Annotated in this window: 21 protein-coding genes; 7 read left to right on the top strand and 14 right to left on the bottom strand. The window is 69.7% G+C overall.

The window, feature by feature from the left end:
• Positions 1-63: 63 nt before the first annotated feature.
• The 10 genes from hisF to AC3AOF_RS01165 form a co-directional block, all read right to left on the bottom strand.
• On the bottom strand, positions 64-846 hold the full coding sequence (gene hisF / locus AC3AOF_RS01210; RefSeq protein ID WP_203158668.1) for an imidazole glycerol phosphate synthase subunit HisF: 783 nt from the start codon (positions 844-846) through the stop codon (positions 64-66).
• 10 nt (positions 847-856) lie between these two features.
• On the bottom strand, positions 857-1342 hold the full coding sequence (locus tag AC3AOF_RS01205) for a DUF29 domain-containing protein (RefSeq protein WP_488347467.1): 486 nt from the start codon (positions 1340-1342) through the stop codon (positions 857-859).
• A gap of 188 nt (positions 1343-1530) precedes the next feature.
• On the bottom strand, positions 1531-2019 hold the full coding sequence (locus tag AC3AOF_RS01200; protein WP_236990724.1) for a DUF29 domain-containing protein: 489 nt from the start codon (positions 2017-2019) through the stop codon (positions 1531-1533).
• An 85-nt stretch (positions 2020-2104) separates the two neighbouring features.
• Positions 2105-2857 carry a 1-(5-phosphoribosyl)-5-[(5-phosphoribosylamino)methylideneamino]imidazole-4-carboxamide isomerase gene (hisA, locus tag AC3AOF_RS01195; RefSeq protein WP_236990723.1) on the bottom strand — a complete coding sequence of 251 codons (753 nt, stop codon included), beginning with the start codon at positions 2855-2857 and terminating at the stop codon, positions 2105-2107.
• 42 nt (positions 2858-2899) lie between these two features.
• Positions 2900-3559, bottom strand: coding sequence for an imidazole glycerol phosphate synthase subunit HisH (gene hisH / locus AC3AOF_RS01190; protein ID WP_488347466.1), 660 nt, complete (start codon positions 3557-3559; stop codon positions 2900-2902).
• Between the two features lie 43 nt (positions 3560-3602).
• Positions 3603-4094, bottom strand: a complete 492-nt coding sequence (locus AC3AOF_RS01185; protein ID WP_488347465.1) for a DUF2628 domain-containing protein — start codon at positions 4092-4094, stop codon at positions 3603-3605.
• Between the two features lie 38 nt (positions 4095-4132).
• Positions 4133-4735 carry an imidazoleglycerol-phosphate dehydratase HisB gene (gene hisB, locus AC3AOF_RS01180; RefSeq protein WP_488347464.1) on the bottom strand — a complete coding sequence of 201 codons (603 nt, stop codon included), beginning with the start codon at positions 4733-4735 and terminating at the stop codon, positions 4133-4135.
• A 382-nt stretch (positions 4736-5117) separates the two neighbouring features.
• On the bottom strand, positions 5118-8306 hold the full coding sequence (locus AC3AOF_RS01175) for an efflux RND transporter permease subunit (protein WP_236990719.1): 3189 nt from the start codon (positions 8304-8306) through the stop codon (positions 5118-5120).
• An 81-nt stretch (positions 8307-8387) separates the two neighbouring features.
• Positions 8388-9521, bottom strand: coding sequence for an efflux RND transporter periplasmic adaptor subunit (locus AC3AOF_RS01170; protein WP_236990718.1), 1134 nt, complete (start codon positions 9519-9521; stop codon positions 8388-8390).
• Positions 9522-9693: 172 nt separating this feature from the next.
• A complete protein-coding gene (locus AC3AOF_RS01165) occupies positions 9694-10014 on the bottom strand; it encodes a rhodanese-like domain-containing protein (protein WP_236990717.1) in 321 nt (106 codons plus the stop codon).
• A 256-nt stretch (positions 10015-10270) separates the two neighbouring features.
• On the opposite strand from AC3AOF_RS01165, the gene AC3AOF_RS01160 reads away from it, so the two are divergent.
• Together AC3AOF_RS01160 and puuE are read left to right on the top strand one after the other, a co-directional pair.
• On the top strand, positions 10271-11551 hold the full coding sequence (locus AC3AOF_RS01160) for a glycosyltransferase family 4 protein (protein ID WP_488347463.1): 1281 nt from the start codon (positions 10271-10273) through the stop codon (positions 11549-11551).
• A gap of 304 nt (positions 11552-11855) precedes the next feature.
• The gene (gene puuE, locus AC3AOF_RS01155) at positions 11856-13298 is read left to right on the top strand and encodes an allantoinase PuuE (protein ID WP_488347462.1); all 1443 of its coding nucleotides are present in this window, start codon (positions 11856-11858) and stop codon (positions 13296-13298) included.
• A gap of 578 nt (positions 13299-13876) precedes the next feature.
• Here puuE and AC3AOF_RS01150 read toward each other — a convergent pair.
• Positions 13877-14854 (bottom strand): glutathione S-transferase family protein, encoded by a 978-nt coding sequence (locus tag AC3AOF_RS01150; protein ID WP_488347461.1) that lies wholly within the window; start codon positions 14852-14854, stop codon positions 13877-13879.
• A 62-nt stretch (positions 14855-14916) separates the two neighbouring features.
• Positions 14917-15852 (bottom strand): alginate O-acetyltransferase AlgX-related protein, encoded by a 936-nt coding sequence (locus AC3AOF_RS01145; protein WP_236990713.1) that lies wholly within the window; start codon positions 15850-15852, stop codon positions 14917-14919.
• 99 nt (positions 15853-15951) lie between these two features.
• Here AC3AOF_RS01145 and AC3AOF_RS01140 point away from each other — a divergent pair, with 99 nt between their 5' ends.
• The 5 genes from AC3AOF_RS01140 (at position 15952) to AC3AOF_RS01120 (ending at position 19738) form a co-directional block, all read left to right on the top strand.
• Positions 15952-16464 carry a 2'-5' RNA ligase family protein gene (locus tag AC3AOF_RS01140; protein ID WP_236990712.1) on the top strand — a complete coding sequence of 171 codons (513 nt, stop codon included), beginning with the start codon at positions 15952-15954 and terminating at the stop codon, positions 16462-16464.
• Positions 16464-17204, top strand: coding sequence for a phosphatase PAP2 family protein (locus AC3AOF_RS01135; RefSeq protein WP_488347460.1), 741 nt, complete (start codon positions 16464-16466; stop codon positions 17202-17204). The genes AC3AOF_RS01140 and AC3AOF_RS01135 overlap by 1 nt, the downstream gene beginning before the upstream one ends.
• A gap of 287 nt (positions 17205-17491) precedes the next feature.
• A complete protein-coding gene (locus AC3AOF_RS01130; RefSeq protein WP_236990710.1) occupies positions 17492-18265 on the top strand; it encodes an enoyl-CoA hydratase in 774 nt (257 codons plus the stop codon).
• Between the two features lies 1 nt (position 18266).
• Positions 18267-19223, top strand: coding sequence for a threo-3-hydroxy-L-aspartate ammonia-lyase (locus AC3AOF_RS01125; RefSeq protein ID WP_236990709.1), 957 nt, complete (start codon positions 18267-18269; stop codon positions 19221-19223).
• Positions 19220-19738 (top strand): prolyl-tRNA synthetase associated domain-containing protein, encoded by a 519-nt coding sequence (locus AC3AOF_RS01120; protein ID WP_236990708.1) that lies wholly within the window; start codon positions 19220-19222, stop codon positions 19736-19738. The genes AC3AOF_RS01125 and AC3AOF_RS01120 overlap by 4 nt, the downstream gene beginning before the upstream one ends.
• Positions 19739-20051: 313 nt before the next feature.
• On the opposite strand, the gene AC3AOF_RS01115 is transcribed toward AC3AOF_RS01120, so the two are convergent.
• Together AC3AOF_RS01115 and AC3AOF_RS01110 are read right to left on the bottom strand one after the other, a co-directional pair.
• Positions 20052-20651, bottom strand: a complete 600-nt coding sequence (locus tag AC3AOF_RS01115) for a L,D-transpeptidase (RefSeq protein WP_236990707.1) — start codon at positions 20649-20651, stop codon at positions 20052-20054.
• A 125-nt stretch (positions 20652-20776) separates the two neighbouring features.
• Positions 20777-21118 (bottom strand): hypothetical protein, encoded by a 342-nt coding sequence (locus AC3AOF_RS01110; protein ID WP_488347459.1) that lies wholly within the window; start codon positions 21116-21118, stop codon positions 20777-20779.
• Between the last annotated feature and the right edge of the window lie 302 nt (positions 21119-21420).

Genomic DNA, 21420 nt, shown 5'->3' with positions numbered 1-21420 from the left:
GGGCCGGCCGTGCCGGATGGTCAAGCGGCTTGCCCGACGAAGTCCCGCGATGATTGCCGACGATCAGGGCGTCGGATCGAGCCGCATGGCGAGGCCGGCCGCCGCCATGTGGGCCTTGGCCTCCGCCACGGTGTGCTGGCCGAAATGGAAGATCGAGGCGGCGAGCACCGCGCTCGCCCCGCCGTCGCGCACGCCGGCCACGAGGTCGTCGAGGCCGCCGACGCCGCCCGACGCGATCACCGGCACGTTCACCGCGTCGCTGATCGCCCGGGTGAGCCCGATATCGTAGCCGGAGCGCATCCCGTCCCGGTCCATCGAGGTGACGAGCAATTCGCCCGCCCCCTTCCCGGCCACGAGCCGGGCGAAGTCGATCGCGTCGATCCCGGTGGGCTTGCGGCCGCCATGGGTGAAGATCTCCCAGCGGGCTGGCTCGCCCTCGCCGGAGACGCGCTTGGCGTCGATCGCCACGACGATGCACTGTGCGCCGAACTTTTCCGCCGCGCGTGCCACGAGATCCGGGTCGTTCACCGCCGCGGTGTTGATCGAGACCTTGTCGGCCCCGGCGAGCAGCAGGGTGCGGATGTCCTCGACCTTGCGCACCCCGCCGCCGACGGTGAGCGGCATGAAGCAGGCCTCCGCCGTGCGGCTCACCGCGTCGAGCAGGATGCCTCTCGCCTCGTGACTCGCCGTGATGTCGAGGAAGCAGAGCTCGTCGGCGCCTGCGCGGTCATAGGCCTTGGCGGCCTCGACCGGATCGCCGGCATCGCGCAGTTCGAGGAACTGGACGCCCTTGACGACGCGGCCGTCCTTGACGTCGAGGCAGGGGATGATGCGGGTCTTGAGCACGGGCGCCGTTTCAGGAGTTCGAGTCGATGGGGAAATCGCGCGTGAGCATTTCGTCGCGCGTGTAAGGGCATGTCTCGGGAAAGGTCCGCAGCGGGAGACCTGTCTCCCGCGCGGCATCGACCCGGGCGCCGCGATAGGCGCGGGCCATCGCGTCGTCGAGCCGGCTTTTCAGGCCGGGGCTGTCGGCGAGAATGTCGGCCGCCTCGTCGCGCTGGTCACGGATCGACAGTGCCCAGCTCCTCGTCTGCCGCGCTGGCTGGTGGTCGAATTTCAGCATATGCAGCAATACGACCCGCCAGGCGCTGACGAGGCTCCTCAGTTCGGAGCGCCCCAAGCTCTCGATCTCCTCCGCCAGATGCTCGCGGTCGAGGGCGGAGAGGTCACCGGCGCGCAAGGCCGCGGCCTGCTCCATCGCCCAGCCGTAGATGTCGTCGGCATAAGCCGTTGCCGGGCACAAGGTCGATCGCGCCGGCTCCGGCTTGGATTTACGGGTCACGGCTGTCACGTCGTCACACGCCTTTCGGAAAGCCGTCGCCATCCTATCACGCGGCAAACTCGTCCGCCTCAACCTGCCCGGGCGCCTGCCGTCCGCGCGATGGCGATCGGCGCCTGCATCGAGTCGATCCGGCCGTCCTTGACGTCGAGGCAGGGAATGATGCGGGTCTTGCGCACGGGATGCTGGCTCTACTCGTAGAGGAAGGGGAGTGACATCGCCTCGTCGCGCGTGAAGGGACAGTCGATCGGAAATATTGCCGGAGCGAAGCCGGTCTCACGGATCGCATCGTGCCGCGCCTGCAGATAGGCGCGCTCGAATGCTTCGTCGAGACGCGACTTCAAGCTCGGGTTGTCGGCGATCGTCAGGCTCACATGCTTGCGATGTGTCGAGATCGAGACGGCCCAACTCGCGCAGCGATGGCTCGGCTGATGGTGCCACTTGAGCATGTGAAGCTGGACCAGCGCGTAGAAGCTGACGAGGCGATTGAACTCAGAGCGGCCCAAGCTCTCGATCTCCTCGGCCAGGTTCTCACGGTCGAGCACTGACAGGTTGCCGGTGCGCAGAGCGGCGGCCTGCTCCATCGCCCAGCCGTAGATATCGTCGGCATAGGCGGTCATCGGCAGCGGGGGAGCTGGCCGAGCAGGAGCCGGCTTGGGTTTACGGGTCGCGGCGGTCACGTCGTCTCACGCCTCTGGATAAGCCGTCCCGATCCTATCACGAGCCGGCTCCATCCGCCTCACGCAGCCGGCAGGCTCTTTGTCCTCAAGCGCCTTTGCCCTGCGCCGCCTTCGCCCGCGCGATGGCAGCCAGTGCCTCCTTCGGGTCGATCCGGCCGTCATAGAGGGCGCGGCCCGTGATGGCGCCGGCGAGCCCCGCGCAATCGGGCTCCAGGATGCGGTGCACGTCCTCGATCGAGGCCAGCCCGCCCGAGGCGATGACCGGGATCTTCACCGCTTGCGCCAGCGCCAGCGTCATCGGGATGTTGAGGCCCTTGAGGATGCCGTCGCGGGCGATGTCGGTGTAGATGATCGCGGCGACGCCGGCATCCTCGAAGCGGCGGCCCAGCTCCTCCGCCGTCACCGTCGAGGTCTTGGCCCAGCCCTCGACCGCGACACGCCCGTCCTTGGCGTCGATGCCGACCGCGATCTTGCCGGGGAAGCGGCGGGCCGCCTCGCGCACGAAGGTCGGGTCCTTCACGGCGGCGGTGCCGATGATGACCCGGCTGACGCCCTTGGCGAGCCAGCCCTCGACGGTGCGCATCTCACGGATGCCGCCGCCGAGCTGCACCGGGATCGTGACCGCGGCCAGGATCGCGTCGACCGCAGCCGCGTTCATCGGCGCGCCCGCGAAGGCGCCGTCGAGGTCGACCACGTGGAGCCAGGAGAAACCCTGCTCCTGGAACGTCCCGGCTTGCGCCGCCGGATCGTCGCTGAAGACGATGGCCTGCGCCATGTCGCCCTGCACGAGGCGGACGCAGCGCCCTTCCTTGAGATCGATGGCCGGAAACAGGATCACGCGTCGTCACCGCAAGGCTTGAGGATGGGGAAAGCAGCGCCGTCAGGGGCGCCAGCGCAGGAAGTTGCCGATCAGCCGCAGCCCGAGGGTCTGGCTCTTCTCGGGATGGAACTGGGTGCCGGCGACGGTGCCGCGGGCCACCATGGCGGTGACCGGGCCGCCGTAATCGGCGGTGGCGACCACGTCGCCGGGTTCCGCGGGCACGAGCGCGTAGCTGTGCACGAAATAGGCGTGCAGGCCCTCGCCGCCGGTCGGGATGCCGTCGAGCAGCGGGTGGGCGTGGCGCACATCCAGGGTGTTCCAGCCCATATGCGGCACCTTCAGGCCGGGATCGGACGGCGTGATCGGCGCCACGTCGCCCGGGATCCAGCCGAGGCCGGGGGTGACCTCGTATTCGAGGCCGCGGCTCGCCAGCAGCTGCATGCCGACGCAGATGCCGAGGAACGGCCGGCCGCGGCCCTGCGCCGCCTCGGTCATCGCCTCGACCATGCCGGAGACGGCATCCAGCCCCCGCCGGCAATCGGCATAGGCGCCGACGCCCGGCAGCACGACCCGGTCGGCGGCGGCCACCACGGCGGGATCGGAGGTGACGACGATGCGGGACTCGGTCCCGGTCTCGCGGGCGGCGCGCTCGAAGGCCTTGGCGGCCGAGTGCAGGTTGCCCGAGCCGTAATCGATGATGGCGACGGTGTCCGCGCTCAACGGAGTTCCTCCCGGGTCGCGGTCGCGATGGTGAAAAGGGTGCTCACCGGGGGCTCTGCGCCTCAGGGAACAGGCCGAGCGCCGGGCTGTCGGCGCGGATGTTCGCCGGGGTCGCCGGCCGGGGCGCGGCGGACCCGAGGCGGGTGCCCTCCTCCCGCAGCCAGCGGGCGACGACCTTCACCTCGGCCTCCCGGACGTCCGAGGCCGTCACCGCATCGCGGATCGGGCGGCCGGTGCGGGCATAGGTCCAGCGCCGCAGCGACGAGGCCTCGAGCCCGATGAGCCAGGACAGGAGCACCGCGATCACGAAGCCCACGACCGGGTGCAACCCGAGGGCAAGGCCGATGGCCCAGACCACGATCTCGGCGGCCAGCACCATGAGCCCGGCGAGCCAGAGCCGGTGCCAGAAGAACCACAGGGCCGAGAACCAGAAGGCCGGCCACACGAAGGCGTCCGGCACCAGCTTGGCGCGGTCCAGGGCCTCCGGCTCGCCGGGATCGACCTCGTCGGGAACGTGCAGGGTATAGGTGGTCATCCGGCTCCCCCCGGGCAATTTTCGTCTTTGCGGCCGCTCTAGAGCGAGCCCTTGGTCGATGGCACCCGGCCCCCTTCGCGGGGATCGACCTCGACCGCGTGCCGCAAGGCACGTGCCAGCCCCTTGTAGCAGCTCTCGGCGATGTGGTGCTGGTTGTCGCCGTACAGCGTCTCGACGTGCAGCGTGAGGCCGGCATTCATCGCAAAGGCCTGGAACCACTCGCGCACCAGCTCGGTGTCGAAGGCACCGATCTTCTCGCGGGCGAAGGTGGTGCGGAACACCAGGAACGGCCGGCCCGAGATGTCGACCGCGACGCGGGTCAGTGCCTCGTCCATGGGCAGGTGCAGGTCGGCGTAGCGGCGGATGCCGCGCTTGTCGCCGAGCGCCTGGGCGAAGGCCTGGCCGAGCGCGATGCCGCAATCCTCGGTGGTGTGGTGCTGGTCGACGTGGAGGTCGCCCGTCACCTTGACGTCGAGGTCGAACAGGGCGTGGCGGGCCAGCAGCTCCAGCATGTGGTCGAGGAAGCCGACGCCCGTCGCGATGCTGGCCCGGCCGGTGCCGTCGAGGGTGAGCGCGACGCTGACGTCGGTCTCGGCGGTGCGGCGGTCGACGCGGCCGGCGCGGAGGGGAGTATCGGTCATCGCGGAAGTCTGTCGCCAACGGAAACGGGCTGCCTTGTTAAAAGGCAGCCCGCGGAAACGCCAGGGGGGTTCGTGGCGGGGTCCCCGTCTCTTGCCCCCCGGTGCCGCAGGGCTAGCCGAGAAAAGAAGTGGCTCGGGCTTTCCCCTCTCCCCGCGGGCGGGGAGAGGCTTTCGTCCCCCTCGTCGGGGACGAAAGAAGCGGAGGCGAAAGCCGAAGCGAGGGTGAGGGGGTGTTTCCGGAGGAGGCTCACTCGTCGAGACCCCCTCACCCTCACCCTGCGGGCTCGCTGCATCCCCTGAACGGGGACGCAGCCCTCTCCCCGCATGCGGGGAGAGGAGAAACCCGTGCCATGCCTTCCCCGGCAGTGAAGCCGGAACGCCGTTACCGCGCCGGTTCGGGCTCCCCGTGGTGGTCGTCCACCCCGCGCCAGCGGTTGATCCGGATCAGGATGTTGCGGATCACCACGTAGAAGACCGGGGTGAGGAACAGGCCGAACACCGTGGCGCCGAGCATGCCGAACAGAACCGCCGTGCCGAGCGCCTGGCGCATCTCGGCGCCGGGGCCGGTGGCGAAGGCGAGCGGCACCACGCCGAGGATGAACGCGAAGGCGGTCATCAGGATCGGCCGCAGGCGCAAGCGGCAGGCCTCGACGGCGGCGGCGACCGGCCCGCGGCGCTCGCTCTCCTCGATCTGGTGGGCGAACTCGACGATCAGGATCGCGTTCTTGGCCGCCAGACCGATGAGCACGATGAGGCCGATCTGGGTCAGGATGTTGTTGTCCTGGGCCCGGAACTGCACGCCGGCCAAGGCCGCGAGCACGCCGGTCGGCACGACCAGCAGGATCGAGAGCGGCAGCGCCCAGGATTCGTACTGGGCGGCGAGCACCAGGAAGACCAGCAGCACGCCGAGCGCGAAGACGTAGACCGCCGTGTTGCCGACCGCCTTCTCCTGGAACGCGATGTCGGTCCACTCGAAGCTCATGCCGTCGGGCAGGGTCTGGCGGGCGAGCTTTTCCATCGCGTCGAGGGACTGGCCCGAGGACACGCCCGGCCGCGAATCGCCCTGCACCGGAATCGAGTAGTACAGGTTGTAGCGCTGGACGATCTGCGGACCGGAGATGTCGCGGATGCTGGCGAGCGTGCCCATCGGCACCAGGGCGCCGGTGGAGGAGCGCACCTTCAGCCGCTCGATGTCCGATTTCTCCATCCGGTACTTGGCGTCGGCCTGGGCGCGGACCTGGTAGACGCGGCCGAAGGTGTTGAAGTCGTTGACGTAGGCGCCGCCGAGATTGACCTGGAGCGTCGAGAATACGTTGGCGAGCGGCACGTTCAGCATCCGCGCCACCGTGCGGTCGATGTCGAGATAGATCTGCGGCGTGTCGTTGCCGAAGGTGGTGAAGACGCGGGTGAGAGCCGGGTCGCGGTTGGCCGCCCCGATCAGGTCGCCCGAGACCTGGAGCAGCCGGGCGATGTCCGAGCCCTCGCGGCTCTGCACCTGCATCTTGAAGCCGCCGGCATTGCCCAGCCCCCGCACCGGCGGCGGCGGGATCGCGATGATGCGGGCCTCCTGCATCGGCGCGGTCTTGGCGAGCACGGCCTGGAGGATCTTGCCCGCCGTCAGGCCCTTCGCCAGCCGCTCCTTGAAGGGTTTGAGCGGCAGGAACATCACCGCACCGTTGGTGGTGTTGGTGAAGGTCGCACCGTCGAAGCCGGCGATGACGACGGTATTGCCGACGCCGTCGATGTCGAGGGAGCGGCGCGACACCTCCTGCACCACCGCGGTGGTGCGCTCCAGCGACGAGCCCGGCGGCAATTGCACCACCACCAGCAGGTAGCCCTGGTCCTGGAGCGGGATGAAGCCCGTCGGCGTGGTGCGCACGAGGTGGAGCACGCCATAGATCACGCCGGCATAGAGCAGCAGCATCGCCAAGAGCGGCACCAGCCGCCCGGTGAGGAAGCGGACCGTCGCCGCATAGGCATTCGCCGTCGCGTCGAAGCCGCGGTTGAAGGTGTTGGCCGCCCAGGCGCCGAACCGAGCCACGAAGAAGCGCGGCCGGTGGTGCTCGGAATGGGGCTTCAGCAGCAGCTTGCAGAGCGCCGGCGACAGCGTCAGCGAGTTGAACATCGAGATGATGGTCGAGGCCGCGATGGTCAGCGCGAACTGTCGGTAGAACTGGCCCGAGATGCCCGGGATGAAGGCGGTCGGGATGAACACCGCCGACAGCACCAGCGCGATGGCGACGACCGCACCGCCGACCTCGTCCATGGTCTTGTGGGCCGCCTCGCCGGGCGAGAGCCCCTCGGCCATGTTGCGCTCGACGTTCTCCACCACCACGATCGCGTCGTCGACGACGATGCCGATGGCGAGCACGAGGCCGAACAACGTCAGGTTGTTGAGCGAGAAGCCGAGCAGCGCCATCACCGCGAAGGTGCCGACGAGCGAGACGGGAATCGCGATGATCGGGATCAGCGCGGTGCGCCAGCTCTGCAGGAAGATCAGGATCACGACGACGACGAGGACCACCGCCTCGCCCAGCGTCTTGTAGACCTCGTGCACCGATTCGGCGATGAACTCGGTCGGGTTGTAGGCGATCTTGAATTCGAGGCCGGGCGGGAAATCCTTGGCCAGGGTCTTCATCAGCGCCTGGACCTGCTCGGCCGCCTCGAGCGCGTTGGTGCCGGGCCGCTGGAACACGCCGATGCCGATCGCCGGCTGGCCGTTGAGGAACGACTTCGTCGTGTAGTCCTTCTGGCCGAGCTCGACCCGGGCGATGTCGGAGACCCGGACCAGGCGCCCGTCGGACGCCTTGACGATGACCTTGCGGAACTCGCTCGGGTCCTGGAACCGCCCCTGCGTCTGCACCGTGAGCTGGAACGCCTGGCTCGCCGGGGCCGGCGGGGCGCCGAGCGCACCGGACGCGACCTGGACGTTCTGCTCCTGCAGCGCGTTGATCACGTCGGTGGTCGAGAGCTGGTAGGAGGCGAGCTTGTTCGGGTCGAGCCAGAGCCGCAGCGCGTATTCCGAGCCGCCGAACACCGTGATGTCGCCCACACCGTTGAGGCGCAGCAGCGGATCGCGCAGGCGCAGGTAGATGTAGTTGGCGAGATAGTTCTGGTCGAAGGTGCCGTCGGGCGAGAGCACGTGCACGACCATCATCAGGTCGGGCGAGGACTTGCGGACCGTGACGCCGAGGTTGCGCACGTCGCCGGGCAGGCGCGGCTGGGCGACCGAGAGCCGGTTCTGGACCAGCACGTTGGCGATATCGAGGTTGGTGCCGAGCGCGAAGGTGACGGTCAGCTGCATGTTGCCGTCGTTGGTCGACAGCGACGACATGTACAGCATGTTGTCGACGCCGTTGATCTCCTGCTCGATCGGCGTCGCGATGGTGGCCGCCACGGTCTCGGCATTGGCGCCCGGATAGGAGGCGCGCACCACCACGGTCGGCGGCACGATCTCGGGGTACTGCGAGACCGGCAGCGAGATGTACGAGACGTAGCCGATGATCAGGATGACGATCGAGGTCACCGAGGCGAAGATCGGCCGGTCGACGAAGAAATGGGCAAAACGCATCGGTGGGCCTCTCGCGCCCTTCGGTGTTCGGGCGTGGCGTCCTGACGGGAGGCGCCGCCCGTCAGCGGGCGGCGCGGTCGCTCACTCGCGGACCGGCGGCAATTCCTTGACCTCGGGCGTGATCTTGGCGCCCGGGCGGACCCGGGTCAGGCCGACGATCACGATGGTCTCGTCGCCTTTCAGCCCGTCGCGCACCACCCGGTAGCCGTCGATCTTGGGGCCGGGGCGGATGTTGCGCGGCTGGACGACGTTGTCGGGTCCGACCACGTAGACGAGGCGCTTGTCCTGGTTGGCGGCGATCGCGTCGTCGGGGATCAGGATGCCGCGATAGGGCTTGGAGGCCGGCATGCTGACGATGCCGAACAGGCCCGGCTTGATGAACCGGTCGGGGTTCTCGACGGTGGCGCGCAGGAGCACCGTGCCGGTCGCCTCGTCGACCCGGTTGTCGACGAAATCGAGCATGCCCTTGCGGGTGGGCTTCGCCTCGCCGGTCAGCGCCACCAGGATCGGCGCCGTGTGCTCCTTCTGGGTCGCCCCCATGCCGATCTTGAGCGTGTTCTGGTAGGCCAGGAACGAGCGCTCGTCGACCGTGTAGGAGAAGTAGATCGGATCGAGCGAGACGATGGTGGTCAGCATCGTCTGGTCGGTGATGACGATGTTGCCCTCGGTCACCAGGCGCTGCGAGATCCGCCCGTCGATCGGCGAGCGTACCTCGGTGAAGTCGTAGTTGAGCTGGGCCTGGCGCAACGCCGCGGTGGCGCTGTCGACGTCGGCCTGGGCGGTGAGCGAGTTCTGCCGGCGCTGGTCGGTGACCTGCTCGGAGATGTTGCCCGACCGGCTCAGCGTCTGGGCGCGTTCGAGGTCGGTCTGGGTGAAGTTCAGCCGGGCCTGGGCCGAGGCCAGGGCCGCCGTGGCCTGGTCGAGGGCCGCCTTGTAGGGCCGCCGGTCGATGGTGAAGAGCAATTCGCCCTTCTTCACCACGGCGCCGTCCTGGAAATGGATCTTTTGCAGGTAGCCGGTGACCCGGGCCCGCACCTCGACGTACTCGATCGCGTTGAAGCGGCCGGTGAAGTCGTCGTGCTCCACCACCTCCTTGACCACGGGCTTGGCGACCGTGACCGTCGGGGGCGGCCCGCCGGGGGCCTGGGCCCGCGCCGGGATCCCGGCCATCAGCAGGAGCGCCGGGATCACCGCCGCCAGCCTCAGCCTGCGCATACTCGTTCTCCCGTTCATCTCGTGCATGCGGCCCGCCGGACGCGCGCCGAGGATGCGCCAGGGTGCATCGGCGGGCGGCTGGCAGATTCGGGAACCGCGCCGTCCTCGGCGCGGCCCTCCCGGGGCCTTGAGGGGTCGAACCGCCAAGAGCGAGGCGGACAGTGTTCGTCAGTTATTCCACGGCCTCGCCGGCATTGGCCCAGTCCTTGAACCCGCCGACATAATGCTCGCTCAAGGGCACGCCCTGGCTCTGGAGGTATTGCAGCGCCCGGGCCGAGCGCACGCCGGCGGCGCAGGACAGGACCGGCCGGCGGCCGTCTTCGGCGATCAGCGCCTGCAGCCGCTCGACGTCGAAGGCCGAGAGCGGGAAAGACACCGAGCCCGGGATGTGGCCCGATTCGAATTCGTTGGGCTCGCGCACGTCGATCAGCAGGACGGAGCCGTCCGCCAAGCCGTTCTTCACCGCATCCCGATCCAGATCGACGATCGCCATTGTCTCACCCGAACGTCGACCCAGCGCCGACCCACGATCCTAATCGACGCGCCCGACACTTGTCACCGCGACGCGACGGAGCGGTGACGAATGCGATAAATCATCACCGCTCAGCGTTGCAAGAGCGACCATCCACAGGCCGGCCCGCGTCTTGTGCGCTGCCGCACAGGACGGATTCGGCGAAAGCCCCCGCCACTGTGTAGGAAGGCGGGCGACTTGACCTCCCCGTCTCCAGGACTTCAGGCTCACAGGCTTCATGCGCCCCCATCCCGTCGCCCTCGACCTCACCCGCCTCGTCACCCGCCTGCGCCATGCGAGCCCGACCGGCATCGACCGGGTCGACCTCGCCTATGCCCGGCACCTGCTGGCGCAGCCGGGCCCCCGCTTCGGCATCGTGTCGACGCCGCTCGGCCCGAAGGTGCTCGACGGAGGCCAGATGGCGGGCCTCGTCGAGGCGGCAGTCGCGGCCTGGACCGAGGAGGTCGCGGCCGGCGACGATCCTGTCTACCGCGACCTCGCAGGCCGGCTCGGCCTGCCGGTCCCGGCCTCGGGCCCCTCCGCCGCGAAGCCGGACGGCGCGCGCGCACGCCGCAGGCGCCAGCTCGAGGCCTGGCTCGCGGTCTTGCGGGCGCCGGGCCCGGAAAGCGTGCCGATGAACGCGCTCTACGTGCACACCTCGCACCTGCGCCTCGACAAGCCGGCGCGGTTCGACTGGCTCTACGACCGGCCCGACATCCGACCGGTCTTCTTCATCCACGACCTGATCCCGATCGAATATCCCGAATACGGTCGCGACGGCGAGGCCGAGCGGCACCGGGTGCGGATGGAGACGGTGGCCCGCCACGCGCAAGCCATCGTGGTGAACTCGGCCGATGTCGGGCAGCGCTTCTCGGCCCATCTCGCCGGCCTCGGGCGCCGGGTGCCGCCGGTCACCGTCGGCCCGCTCGGGATCGAGGCGGCCTTCCATGCTGCGCCGTCGGTGCCGCCCGCCCGGCCGTTCTTCCTGGTCTGCGGCACGATCGAGCCGCGCAAGAACCTCATCAGCCTGCTCACCGCGTGGCGCGAGCTCGCGGCTCGGCACGGGGAGGCGACGCCGCGCCTCGTCGTCGTCGGGCGCCGGGGCTGGGAGAGCGAGAACGTGATCGACCTCCTGGAGCGCTGCCCGGCGGTGCGCGCTCACGTCACCGAGGCCTCGGGCCTGTCGACCGCCGGTCTGGTACGGCTGATGGGAAGCGCCACCGCCCTCCTGATGCCCTCCTTCGCCGAGGGCTACGGCCTGCCGGTGCTGGAGGCCGCCGCCTCCGGCCTGCCGGTCGTCGCCTCCGACATCCCGGTCCATCGCGAGATCGCGGGCGATTTCGCGGAGTTCCTGCACCCGCTCGACGGATTGGGCTGGATGCGGGTGGTGGAGGACCTCGCGGCGCCGGGCTCGCCCTTGCGGGCCACGATGGCGGAGCGCCTCGCGGGCTACCGGGCCCCGACCTGGGCCGACCATTTCGCCCGGGTCGATCCGACGCTGGCGGCCCTGGCGGGGTGAGGGCCGGGGGCGGTTTTGCGTGCGGCCTGCCGCACGGCTAAGGTTGCGGCACGATTTCCACGCGGCCCTCATTGCCCTGCCGCGGACGAGAGCGCGCTCCCCCCTCTCCCGTGTGGGAGAGGGGCTGGGGGTGAGGGTGACACGCTTCAGCAGTGAACGCTGAACGTGGTGCTGGCCGCGGGACGGTCCGAGCCTGACACAGGACCGTGGCACCCTCACCCCTACCCCTCTCCCACACGGGAGAGGGGATCCCGCGCGAACTCGTCCAGGGTAGCGCGGTGACGGCTCATCCCGGACCGCCCCCATGACCGACTCCCCCTACCCCCGCGACCTCGTCGGCTACGGCCGCACCCCGCCCCAGGCGCAATGGCCGGACGGCGCCCGCATCGCGGTGCAGTTCGTGATCAACTACGAGGAGGGCGGCGAGAACTGCCTGCTCCACGGCGACCGGGCCTCGGAGGCGTTCCTGTCGGAGATCGTCGGCGCGCAGGCCTGGCCGGGCCAGCGCCACATGAGCATGGAATCGATCTACGAGTACGGCTCGCGGGTCGGCTTCTGGCGCCTGCACAAGCTGTTCACCGGGCGCAACCTGCCGGTGACGGTCTACGGCGTCGCCACCGCCCTCCAGCGCAATCCCGACGCGGTCGCCGCCATGCGCGAGGCCGGCTGGGAGATCGCCTGCCACGGCCTCAAATGGATCGACTACCGCGACTTCTCCTACGAGGAGGAGAAGGCCCACATGAGCGAAGCGATCCGGATCCACACCGAGGTGACCGGCGAGCGCCCGCTCGGCTGGTACACGGGCCGGACCTCGGAAAATACCCTGCGGCTGGTGATGGAAGAGGGCGGCTTCCTCTACTCGGCGGATTCCTACGCCGACGACCTGCCCTACTGGGTCGAGGGGCCGCGCGCACCGCAACTGGTGGTGCCCTACACCCTCGATTCCAACGACATGCGGTTCGCGACGCCGCAAGGATTCAACGCCGGCGACCAGTTCTTCGCCTACCTGCGCGACTCCTTCGACGTGCTCTACGCCGAGGGTGCCGAGACGCCCCGGATGCTGTCGATCGGCCTGCATTGCCGCCTCGTCGGCCGGCCGGGCCGGATCGCGGCTTTGGCCCGCTTCCTCGACCACGTCGCCGCCCACAACGACGTGTGGGTAAGCCGGCGCATCGACATCGCCCGGCATTGGGCGAAGACCCATGCGCCGGCCGGCCTGACCCCGAGCCGGATGGGCCGGGCCCTGTTCGTGGAACACTTCGGCGACGTGTTCGAGCACTCGCCCTGGGTGGCGGAGGGCGCCCACGCGACCGGATTGTCGGGCATGCAGGACTCGGCCGACGGGCTCCACGCCGCCATGATCGCGGTGATGCGGGCGGCCGATCCGGAGCGCCAGCTCGCCCTCATCCGCGCCCATCCCGACCTCGCGGGCCGGGTGGCGGCCGCCGACCTCGCGCCGGAATCCCGCGCCGAGCAGGCCTCGGCCGGGCTCGACGCCCTCGACCAGGAGGGCCGCGCCCGCTTCCTCGCCCTCAACGAGCGCTACCGCACCCGCCACGGCTTCCCGTTCGTGATGGCGGTGCGGGGCAAGGGGCCGGAAGAGATTCTGGCGCAGCTCGCCGAGCGGCTGGACAACCCGCCGGAGGACGAGCGGGCCCGCGCGCTCGCCGAGATCGAGACCATCGCGCTGCTGCGGTTGCGGCAGAGGTTGCCGTCGCTGCCGGATGTGTTCTCGGCGACGGCGTAGTCTTTCGATGCGGCTGCGACAGTCGCCACGGGTCAACCCTCCCCCCTTTGCGGGGGAGGGTGGTCCCTGCGTCAGCAGGGGCCGGGAGAGGGGCAGCGCGACGCTGATCCAGGGGGCGCTCTTCAGAACGGTTCAGTCTTGTCCGGAACCGTGGTTCCCCTCTCCCGCCCGGCGCACGAGTGCTTCGCACTCGCAGCCGGGCACCCTCCCCCGCAGAGGGCAGGGCTGTCCGGGGAAAGAAAAAAGCGCGGGTTTCCCCTCTCCCCGACAGATCCCGGGCTTGCCCGGGATCTGCAAGCGACGGACGAAGTCGGGCAAGCCCGACTTCGTTGCGGGGAGAGGCCTGAGCTCCGAAGGGGCTCAGGAAGCCCGAAGGGCGAGGGTGAGGGGGTGTTTCCGAAGGAGCCTCATCCGGAAACACCCCCTCACCCTCGCTGCGGCTTTCGCCTCCGCTCCTTTCGTCCCCGACAAGGGGGACGAAAGCCTCTCCCCGCCCGCGGGGAGAGGGAATTTCCTGCGCCTCGTCTTTCCCCGGACAGCCCTGCGCAGAGGGGGGAGGGTTCCTGCGTGGCCGCCGGTCAGGCCCCGAACCGCTCCGCCCGCCCATGCGGCGCGTCGTAATCCAGCACCGGGCCCACCGGCACGATCCCGGTCGGGTTGATGGTCGGGTGGCTCTCGTAATAGTGCCGCTTGATGTGAGTGAGGTTCACCGTCGGGGCGATGCCGGGAATCTGGTAGAGGTCGCGCGTGTAGGGCGCGAGATTGGGATAGTCGGCGATCCGGCGCAGGTTGCACTTGAAGTGCCCGACATAGACCGGATCGAACCGCACCAGCGTGGTGAACAGCCGGATGTCGGCCTCGGTCAACCGGTCGCCCATCAGGTAGCGCGAGCGGTCGAGCCGGGCGTCAAGCGCGTCGAGTTCCTCGAAGAGCGCCGTCACCGCCTCCTCGTAGGCGTCCTGCCGGGTCGCGAAGCCGGCCTTGTAGACCCCGTTGTTGACCCGGTCGTAGACCCGCGCGTTCAGGGCGTCGATCCCGGGCGCCAGGTCCGCCGGGTACAAATCCGGGCCGTGGCCGGCGAAGGCGCCGTTCAGCATCCGGATGATCTCGGCCGATTCGTTCGACACGATCGTGCCCCGGACCTTGTCCCAAAGGACCGGCACGGTGACCCGGCCGGTATAATGCGGGTCGGCCTTGAGATAGACCTCGTAGAGCCGGGTCGCGCCGTTGACCGTATCCGGCCCCGCGCCCGGGCTGTCGCCGAACACCCAGCCCTCGGCGCCCATATGCGGATCGACCACCGAGACCGAGATCGCGTCCTCGAGCCCCTTGAGGGCCCGCACGATCAGGGTACGGTGGGCCCAGGGGCAGGCGAGCGAGACGTAGAGGTGGTAGCGCCCGGGTTCCGCCGGGAACCCGCCCTCCCCGCTCGGGCCGGGCGCACCGTCCGGCGTCACCCAGTTGCGGTAGGCCGCATCCTTGCGCACAAAGCGCCCGCCGGTCTCCTTGGTGTCGTACCATTGGTCGTGCCAGACGCCGTCGACCAGAAGCCCCATCGCACCCTCCTCGCCATCCGCCCGAAGGTGGGGCGGCCGCCCCGCGCCGCAATGGCCGTCGCTCAGATCCCGGCCCCGTCCCGGGAGGGGAGCGCCCGCGCGCCCTCCGCCTCGACGTCGAACCGATCGGTCGGCACCCGGGCGAGGAAGCGTTCCGCCACCTCGACCAGCAGCAGGTGCGGGCGCACCCGTGCGACGTAATCCCAGTCGAGATTCGACGACCAGACGAAGTGCAGCTCGCGAAAGCTCTCGGCCAGCAGCCCGGTCAGGAAGATCGGGTGGAAATGCGAGCAGGAATCGCCGAACAGCATCAGCGTGCGCGGATCGGCGGCCGGGCTGTCGTTGCGGAAGACCACGTGGGCGCCGACATGGAGGTCGGCGGCGGTACCGCGCGCCTCGTGGCCCTCGACCAGCGGGTTGGCGAAGATCCGCACGGCGTCGCGCTGCATCTCGTAGACCCGCATCGTCTCGCGCCGGGGCGGATCGAGCTTGCCGCCGAGGTCGCGCACGCCGTCATGGTCGTGGAACGGCCGGCTCGCGAGGTCAGGCGGCGGCACGGCGCCGAGCGCCCGCATGATCTCCCCGTAGGCGAGGCGGCAGCCCTCCTGGCTCCAATGGGTGTCGGTGCGCAGGTAAAGCGGCGGCTCGGCGTCGCGCGCCGCCCGCAACGGCCCGACGAGGTCGATCCAGGCCCGCGCGGCGGGCGAGCGGGCGAGGCGCGCGCCGAGGCGGCGGGCCGGCGACAGGGCGGGGTCGAGGGCGAGCCCGTCGAGGCGGTCGTCGTAGACGCTCAGCTTCTCCGGCACCACGACGTGGAAGGCGCGCAGGCCCAGGGAGGCCGCCTTCGCCGTGCGGGCCTCGATCAGCCGGCGCCAGCGCCACAGCCGCCAGGCGACGGGCAGGCTCGCCCGGTATTGCTGCCGCACCCGGTTGGTGCCGCCGGTCAGGAAGAGCCATCCGTCCCGGCCGAGATGGACCATGTCGGTGCTGTCGCGCATGCGGGGCGTGTAGCGGGAAGTGCCCGAGCTGAACAGCGCCGCCGATCCTGGCCGTTCCGCCCTGGCCATTCCGGTCCCGCGCGCCATTTCGCCGGGAGGATGACGCAACACCCCCTGATCCTCACCCTGGAGCTCGACGAGGCCGCCTTCGCGGAGTTCGACGGCGAGCGCCGCCGCCACTTCCCGGCCGCCCTCAACAAGATTCCGGCCCATGTCACGCTCTTCCATCACCTGCCCGGCGAGGAGGAGCGCGGCATCGTCGAGACCCTGGCCGCGGAGATGCGGGCGGAGGGCCCGATCCCGGTCCAGGTCGCATCCCTGCGCTTCATCGGCCGCGGCGTCGCCTATGCCCTCGAATCCCCGCGCCTGTCGCGCTTGCGCGGGCGGCTCGCCGCCACGTTCGAACACTGGCTGACGCCGCAGGACCGGCAGGGCTACCGGCCCCACGTCACGGTGCAGAACAAGGTCGCGCCCGAGGAGGCACGCGCCCTGCACCGCGAACTGGAGGCCGGTTTCGTGCCCCGGGAGATCACCGGCACCGGGCTCCTGCTCTGGCGCTATCTCGGTGGGCCGTGGGAGGCCCGCGGCCGGTTTCCGTGCGGGGGCGCCTGATGGTCGCGATTCCGTTCCGGCGCCACGCCACGGCGATGTGGCTGCGCTTACGCCTCAACGAGATCGGGCCGCTCGCCTCGCTGCTCGCCGTCAGCCTGTTCGGCTTCGGCTTCTTCAAGCTCGCCGACGAGATCCGCGAGGGCGGCTCGTTCGGCTTCGACGATCGCCTCCTGCTGGCGCTCCGGGTGCCGGGCGATCTCGCCCAGCCGATCGGCCCGTCCTGGCTGCCCGAGACGATGCGGGACATCACCGCCTTCGGCAGCGTGTTCGGCATCGTCTACGTCACGGCCTGCGTGATCCTGTACCTCGCCATCACGGCACGGCGGCGCGCCGCCCTGTTCGTCGCGGTGGCGGTGGGCGGCGGCGAGATCCTGTCGACGGGACTCAAGCTGTTCTTCCACCGCCCGCGGCCGGAGCTGGTGCCGCACGGCATGGAGACCTTCACGGCGAGCTTCCCGAGCGGCCACGCCATGCTGTCGGCCATCGCCTACCTGACGCTCGCGATCCTGCTCGCCCGGGTCGAGCGCTCACGCAAGGTCAAGGCCTTCGTGATGGGGCTCGGCGTCGTCACCACGCTGCTGGTCGGGATCAGCCGGATCTATCTCGGGGTGCACTGGCCGAGCGACGTACTCGCCGGCTGGTGCATCGGCGCCGCCTGGGCGTCCCTGTGCTGGTTCGTCGCCCTCCAGCTTCAGAGGCAGGAGGTGGTGGAGGCCCCGGATCCGCCGCCGCCGGCGTGAACGTTTTCTCCCACGGACCCGACACCCTCGATGTCGTCCCGGGGCTCGCCGCAGGCGAGAACCCGGCATCCATCACCGCTGGCGGTGCAGACCGGGGCGTATCCCGTTCCGCTTCATCCTGAATCGTCGGCGGATATGGATCCCGGGTTCCGCTGCGCGGCCCCGGGACGACGTCGAGGGTGAGGAGACGGGGGGTGATCCCCCGGCAGCCCTGCCCTCCCGCCGAGCCGCTTGCGCCCCGCTTCGCCCTCCCCTAGCCAAGCGGGAGAGACGATCGGGAGAACGCCGTGGCTTACGAAAACATCCGGGTCGAGACGCGCGGGCGGGTGGCGCTCGTCACCCTGCACCGTCCGGCGGCGCTGAACGCGCTGTGCAATGCGCTGATCGCCGAGCTGAACCACGCGCTGGACGGCTATGAGCGCGACGACGGCATCGGCTGCATCGTCATCACCGGCTCGGAGAAGGCGTTCGCCGCCGGCGCCGACATCCGCGAGATGCAGGACCGCACCCATCCCGAATTCTACATGGCCGATCCGTTCGGCGAGTGGGACAAGGTCGGCCGGCGCCGCAAGCCGATCATCGCCGCGGTCGCGGGCTACGCGCTCGGCGGCGGCTGCGAGCTGGCGCTGATGTGCGACTTCATCCTCGCCGCCGACAATGCCAAGTTCGGCCAGCCCGAGATCAAGCTCGGCGTCATCCCGGGCGCCGGCGGCACCCAGCGCCTGACCCGCGCGGTCGGCAAGGCCAAGGCGATGGAACTCTGCCTCACCGGCCGGATGATGGATGCGGCGGAGGCCGAGCGCTCCGGCCTCGTCGCCCGCGTCGTGCCGGCGGCCGATCTCATGGCCGAGGCCATGAAGGCGGCCGAGACCATCGCGTCGATGTCGCTGCCCGCCGTGATGGTGGCCAAGGAGAGCATCGACCGCGCCTTCGAGACCACGCTCACCGAGGGCATCCGCTACGAGCGCCGGGTCTTCTACGGGCTGTTTGCCACCCACGACCAGAAGGAAGGCATGAAGGCCTTCGTCGAGAAGCGTAAGCCCAACTTCGAGAATCGCTGACATGAGCGTCACTTTCGCCGATGTCGAGGCCGCTGCCGGCCGCATCGAGGGCATCGCCCACCGCACTCCGGTGCTCACCTCCCGCACGGCGGATGCGCGGACCGGCGCCACCCTGTTCTTCAAGGCCGAGCCGCTGCAGCGGGCCGGCGCCTTCAAGTTCCGGGGCGCCTGCAACGCCATCGCGGCGCTCTCGCCCGAGCAGCGCAGCCGCGGGGTGCTGGCCTTCTCGTCGGGCAACCACGCCCAGGCGATCGCGTATGCGGGCGCGCTCCAGGGCGTGCCGACCGTGATCGTGATGCCGCACGACGCTCCCGCCATCAAGGTCGCGGCCACCCGCGGCTACGGCGCCGAGATCGTGGTTTACGACCGCTACAAGGAGGACCGCGAGGAGGTCAGCCGGCGCCTCGCCGAGGCGCGCGGCCTGTCGGTGATCCCGCCTTACGACCACCCGGACGTGATCGCCGGCCAGGGCACCGCCGTGAAGGAGCTGATCGAGGAGGTCGGCCCCCTCGACGTCCTGCTCGTCTGCCTCGGCGGCGGCGGCTTGCTCGCCGGTTCGTGCCTCGCGGCCCGGGCCCTGTCGCCGGAGGTCGAGATCTGGGGCGTCGAGCCCGAGGCCGGCAATGACGGCCAGCAATCGCTCGCCAAGGGCGAGGTGGTGCGCATCCCGGTCCCGGTCTCGATCGCCGATGGAGCACTGACGACGCATCTCGGCCGGCACACCTTCCCGATCATCCGGCGCGAGGCCGCCGGCATCGTGACGGCGACGGATGCGCAGCTCGTTTCCGCCATGCGGTTCTTCGTCGAGCGGATGAAGCTCGTGGTCGAGCCGACCGGGTGCCTCGCCGCGGCCGCGGCCTTCGAGGGCGCGGTGCCGGTTAGGGCCAAGCGCGTCGGCGTGATCCTGTCGGGCGGCAACGTCGACCCGGCGGCGCTCGCCCGTCATCTCGCCGCATGAGTGCGGCGACCCCGGAGGAGCTGTTCGCCTTTCTCGACGGCCTCGGGATCGCGCACGCCACCGTGGAGCACGTCCCCGTGCACACGGTGGCGGAATCCCGCGACCTCAAGGCCGGGATGCCGGGCGGGCACTCGAAGAACCTGTTTCTCAAGGACAAGAACGGCCGGCTGTTCCTCGTCGTCGCCGAAGCCGAGGCGCGGATCGACCTCAAGCGCCTGCACGGGCCGCTCGGCGCCCGCGGCCGGCTGTCCTTCGGGTCGGCCGACCTGCTCTACGAGCGGCTCGGCGTGCGCCCCGGCTCGGTGACGCCGTTCGGGCTCATCAACGACCGCGACGGCACCGTCTCGGTGATCCTCGATGCCGGGCTGATGGCGCACGACCCGGTCAATTTCCATCCGCTCCACAACGGCGCCACCACGTCGGTCGCGCCGGGTGACCTGATCCGCTTCCTCGACGCGACCGGGCACCCGCCCCGGGTGATGGCGCTGCCGGAGCCGGAGGACGCGGCTGTTTGATCACAGGGCCCGTGAACACTTCCCTCCCAATCACAACCTCATCCTGAGGTGCCGCGTAGCGGCCTCGAAGGAGGGCTCCAGAAGCCTCGGCGATTCCTGGAGCCCTCCTTCGAGGTCAGTCGATCTTCGATCGACGAACACCTCAGGATGAGGTGATACGAAATCCGGAAGATCACTTCCGGATTTCGTATCACGAGCCCGCGCGGCGCCTGAGCGAAGCCGATTTCCGCATCGCGAAGCGATCAGCCGGAAATCGTATGAGAGGATAGGATTTTTCCGGCCCTCCGAGCGCAGGCGGCCGAAAAATATTCTTTTAAGGCAGCACCACCACCTTCGTCCCCACCTTCACCCGGTCGTAGAGATCGATCACGTCCCGGTTGGTCATGCGGATGCAGCCCGACGACACCGCCGCCCCGATGGTCTCCGGCTCGTTCGAGCCGTGGATGCGGTAGAGCGACGAGCCGAGATAGAGCGCGCGCGCCCCGAGCGGGTTGTCGTTGCCGCCGGCCATGTAGCGCGGCAGGTCGGGGCGGCGCTTGATCATCTGCTCCGGCGGGCGCCAGGCCGGCCATTCCTTCTTCATCGTCACGGTCTTGGTGCCGGACCAGGAAAAGCCCTCGCGGCCGACGCCGACGCCGTACTGGACCGCCTCCTGGTTCGGCAGGATGTAGTAGAGTCGGCGCTGGCTGGTCGAGATCACCACCGTGCCGGGCTTGTAGGGGCTGTTCCAGCCGATGGTCTGGCGCGGCACGCCCTGCTGGCGGAAGACCGTCAGGAAGTCGGCGATCGGCCCGCGGTCGAGCAGGCCGATCGCCTGGGCCGGCACGGCGAGGGCCAGGAGTGCGGTCGCCGCCAGGATCGACCTCGTGAAGCTCGATCTTGCGAAGCGCCGCGGCGCGGTCTGACGGGTCATCGTCCCCTCCCGTTCGGTTAACGTCGAACGGGTTGGCCGCCGGGCTGTGGCGAAAACAGGGCGGAAACAATCGCCGGCCGGCCCGTGGTGCATAAGCGCCACAGGCCAGCCCGGCCAGGACGGCTCTATTCCGCCGCCTGCCTGCGCGGCACGAAGCCGATCGGCTGGCGCTGCGGGCCCTCCTGCTCGAGGGCGCGCGGCATCGTCTCATAATCCTGCTCCATCTCGGGCGTCACCGGGGACCGGGCTTCGTGAAGTGCCGCGTCGAAATGCGCCTGTGTCACCCGCTCGCTCGACAGGTTCTCGCGCAAGGCGATCAGGCCGGCCCGTCGAAGTCGACATCGTCGGAAAGCGGCATGGCGCGGGTGTGGATGCCGAGGATGTGGCGGCCGCCGGGCGATGGTCGGCACCGGCACGTAGACCAGCTCGTCGAAGCGGCCGGGCCGGTGCAGGGCAGGCCCCGACACGATCCGGTGCCGTCGACGGGGCAATGCCGCCCCCCGTCGAAATGGTGCGGCTGCGCGAGGGGCCGGGCTTCCGGCCCCGGAGGCCGGCCCCTCCTCGCGGCGTCGGTCTGCGCATCGCGAGATCGTTCGTCCGGTCGCGGCCCCGCTTCATACAACCTAGAAATAACATAGTAATTCTGAACATTTCACGTTCATTTCTTATGGTATTAACGCGATAAAAATCTTTTTTAGCTATCATATACATGTGTCCGGAGAAAAACTCCGGCAACGTTCAGAATGAACGCAAGCTTGGCGGATGGACC

This window comes from Methylobacterium sp. 142-1Y, assembly GCF_057747795.1.
Note: the sequence above shows the minus strand (reverse complement) of the source record. Positions and strands in the feature narration are given on the sequence as shown.

Excerpts from the sequence above, each read along its gene's own strand:
- AC3AOF_RS01185 (WP_488347465.1), bottom strand. The coding sequence starts at position 4,094 with ATGACCACCTATACCCTGCACGTTCCCGACGAGGTCGATCCCGGCGAG.
- hisB (WP_488347464.1), bottom strand. The coding sequence starts at position 4,735 with ATGACCGATACTCCCCTCCGCGCCGGCCGCGTCGACCGCCGCACCGCC.
- AC3AOF_RS01175 (WP_236990719.1), bottom strand. The coding sequence starts at position 8,306 with ATGCGTTTTGCCCATTTCTTCGTCGACCGGCCGATCTTCGCCTCGGTG.
- AC3AOF_RS01170 (WP_236990718.1), bottom strand. The coding sequence starts at position 9,521 with ATGCGCAGGCTGAGGCTGGCGGCGGTGATCCCGGCGCTCCTGCTGATG.
- AC3AOF_RS01165 (WP_236990717.1), bottom strand. The coding sequence starts at position 10,014 with ATGGCGATCGTCGATCTGGATCGGGATGCGGTGAAGAACGGCTTGGCG.
- AC3AOF_RS01160 (WP_488347463.1), top strand. The coding sequence starts at position 10,271 with ATGCGCCCCCATCCCGTCGCCCTCGACCTCACCCGCCTCGTCACCCGC.
- puuE (WP_488347462.1), top strand. The coding sequence starts at position 11,856 with ATGACCGACTCCCCCTACCCCCGCGACCTCGTCGGCTACGGCCGCACC.
- AC3AOF_RS01150 (WP_488347461.1), bottom strand. The coding sequence starts at position 14,854 with ATGGGGCTTCTGGTCGACGGCGTCTGGCACGACCAATGGTACGACACC.
- AC3AOF_RS01145 (WP_236990713.1), bottom strand. The coding sequence starts at position 15,852 with ATGCGCGACAGCACCGACATGGTCCATCTCGGCCGGGACGGATGGCTC.
- AC3AOF_RS01140 (WP_236990712.1), top strand. The coding sequence starts at position 15,952 with ATGACGCAACACCCCCTGATCCTCACCCTGGAGCTCGACGAGGCCGCC.
- AC3AOF_RS01135 (WP_488347460.1), top strand. The coding sequence starts at position 16,464 with ATGGTCGCGATTCCGTTCCGGCGCCACGCCACGGCGATGTGGCTGCGC.
- AC3AOF_RS01125 (WP_236990709.1), top strand. The coding sequence starts at position 18,267 with ATGAGCGTCACTTTCGCCGATGTCGAGGCCGCTGCCGGCCGCATCGAG.
- AC3AOF_RS01120 (WP_236990708.1), top strand. The coding sequence starts at position 19,220 with ATGAGTGCGGCGACCCCGGAGGAGCTGTTCGCCTTTCTCGACGGCCTC.
- AC3AOF_RS01115 (WP_236990707.1), bottom strand. The coding sequence starts at position 20,651 with ATGACCCGTCAGACCGCGCCGCGGCGCTTCGCAAGATCGAGCTTCACG.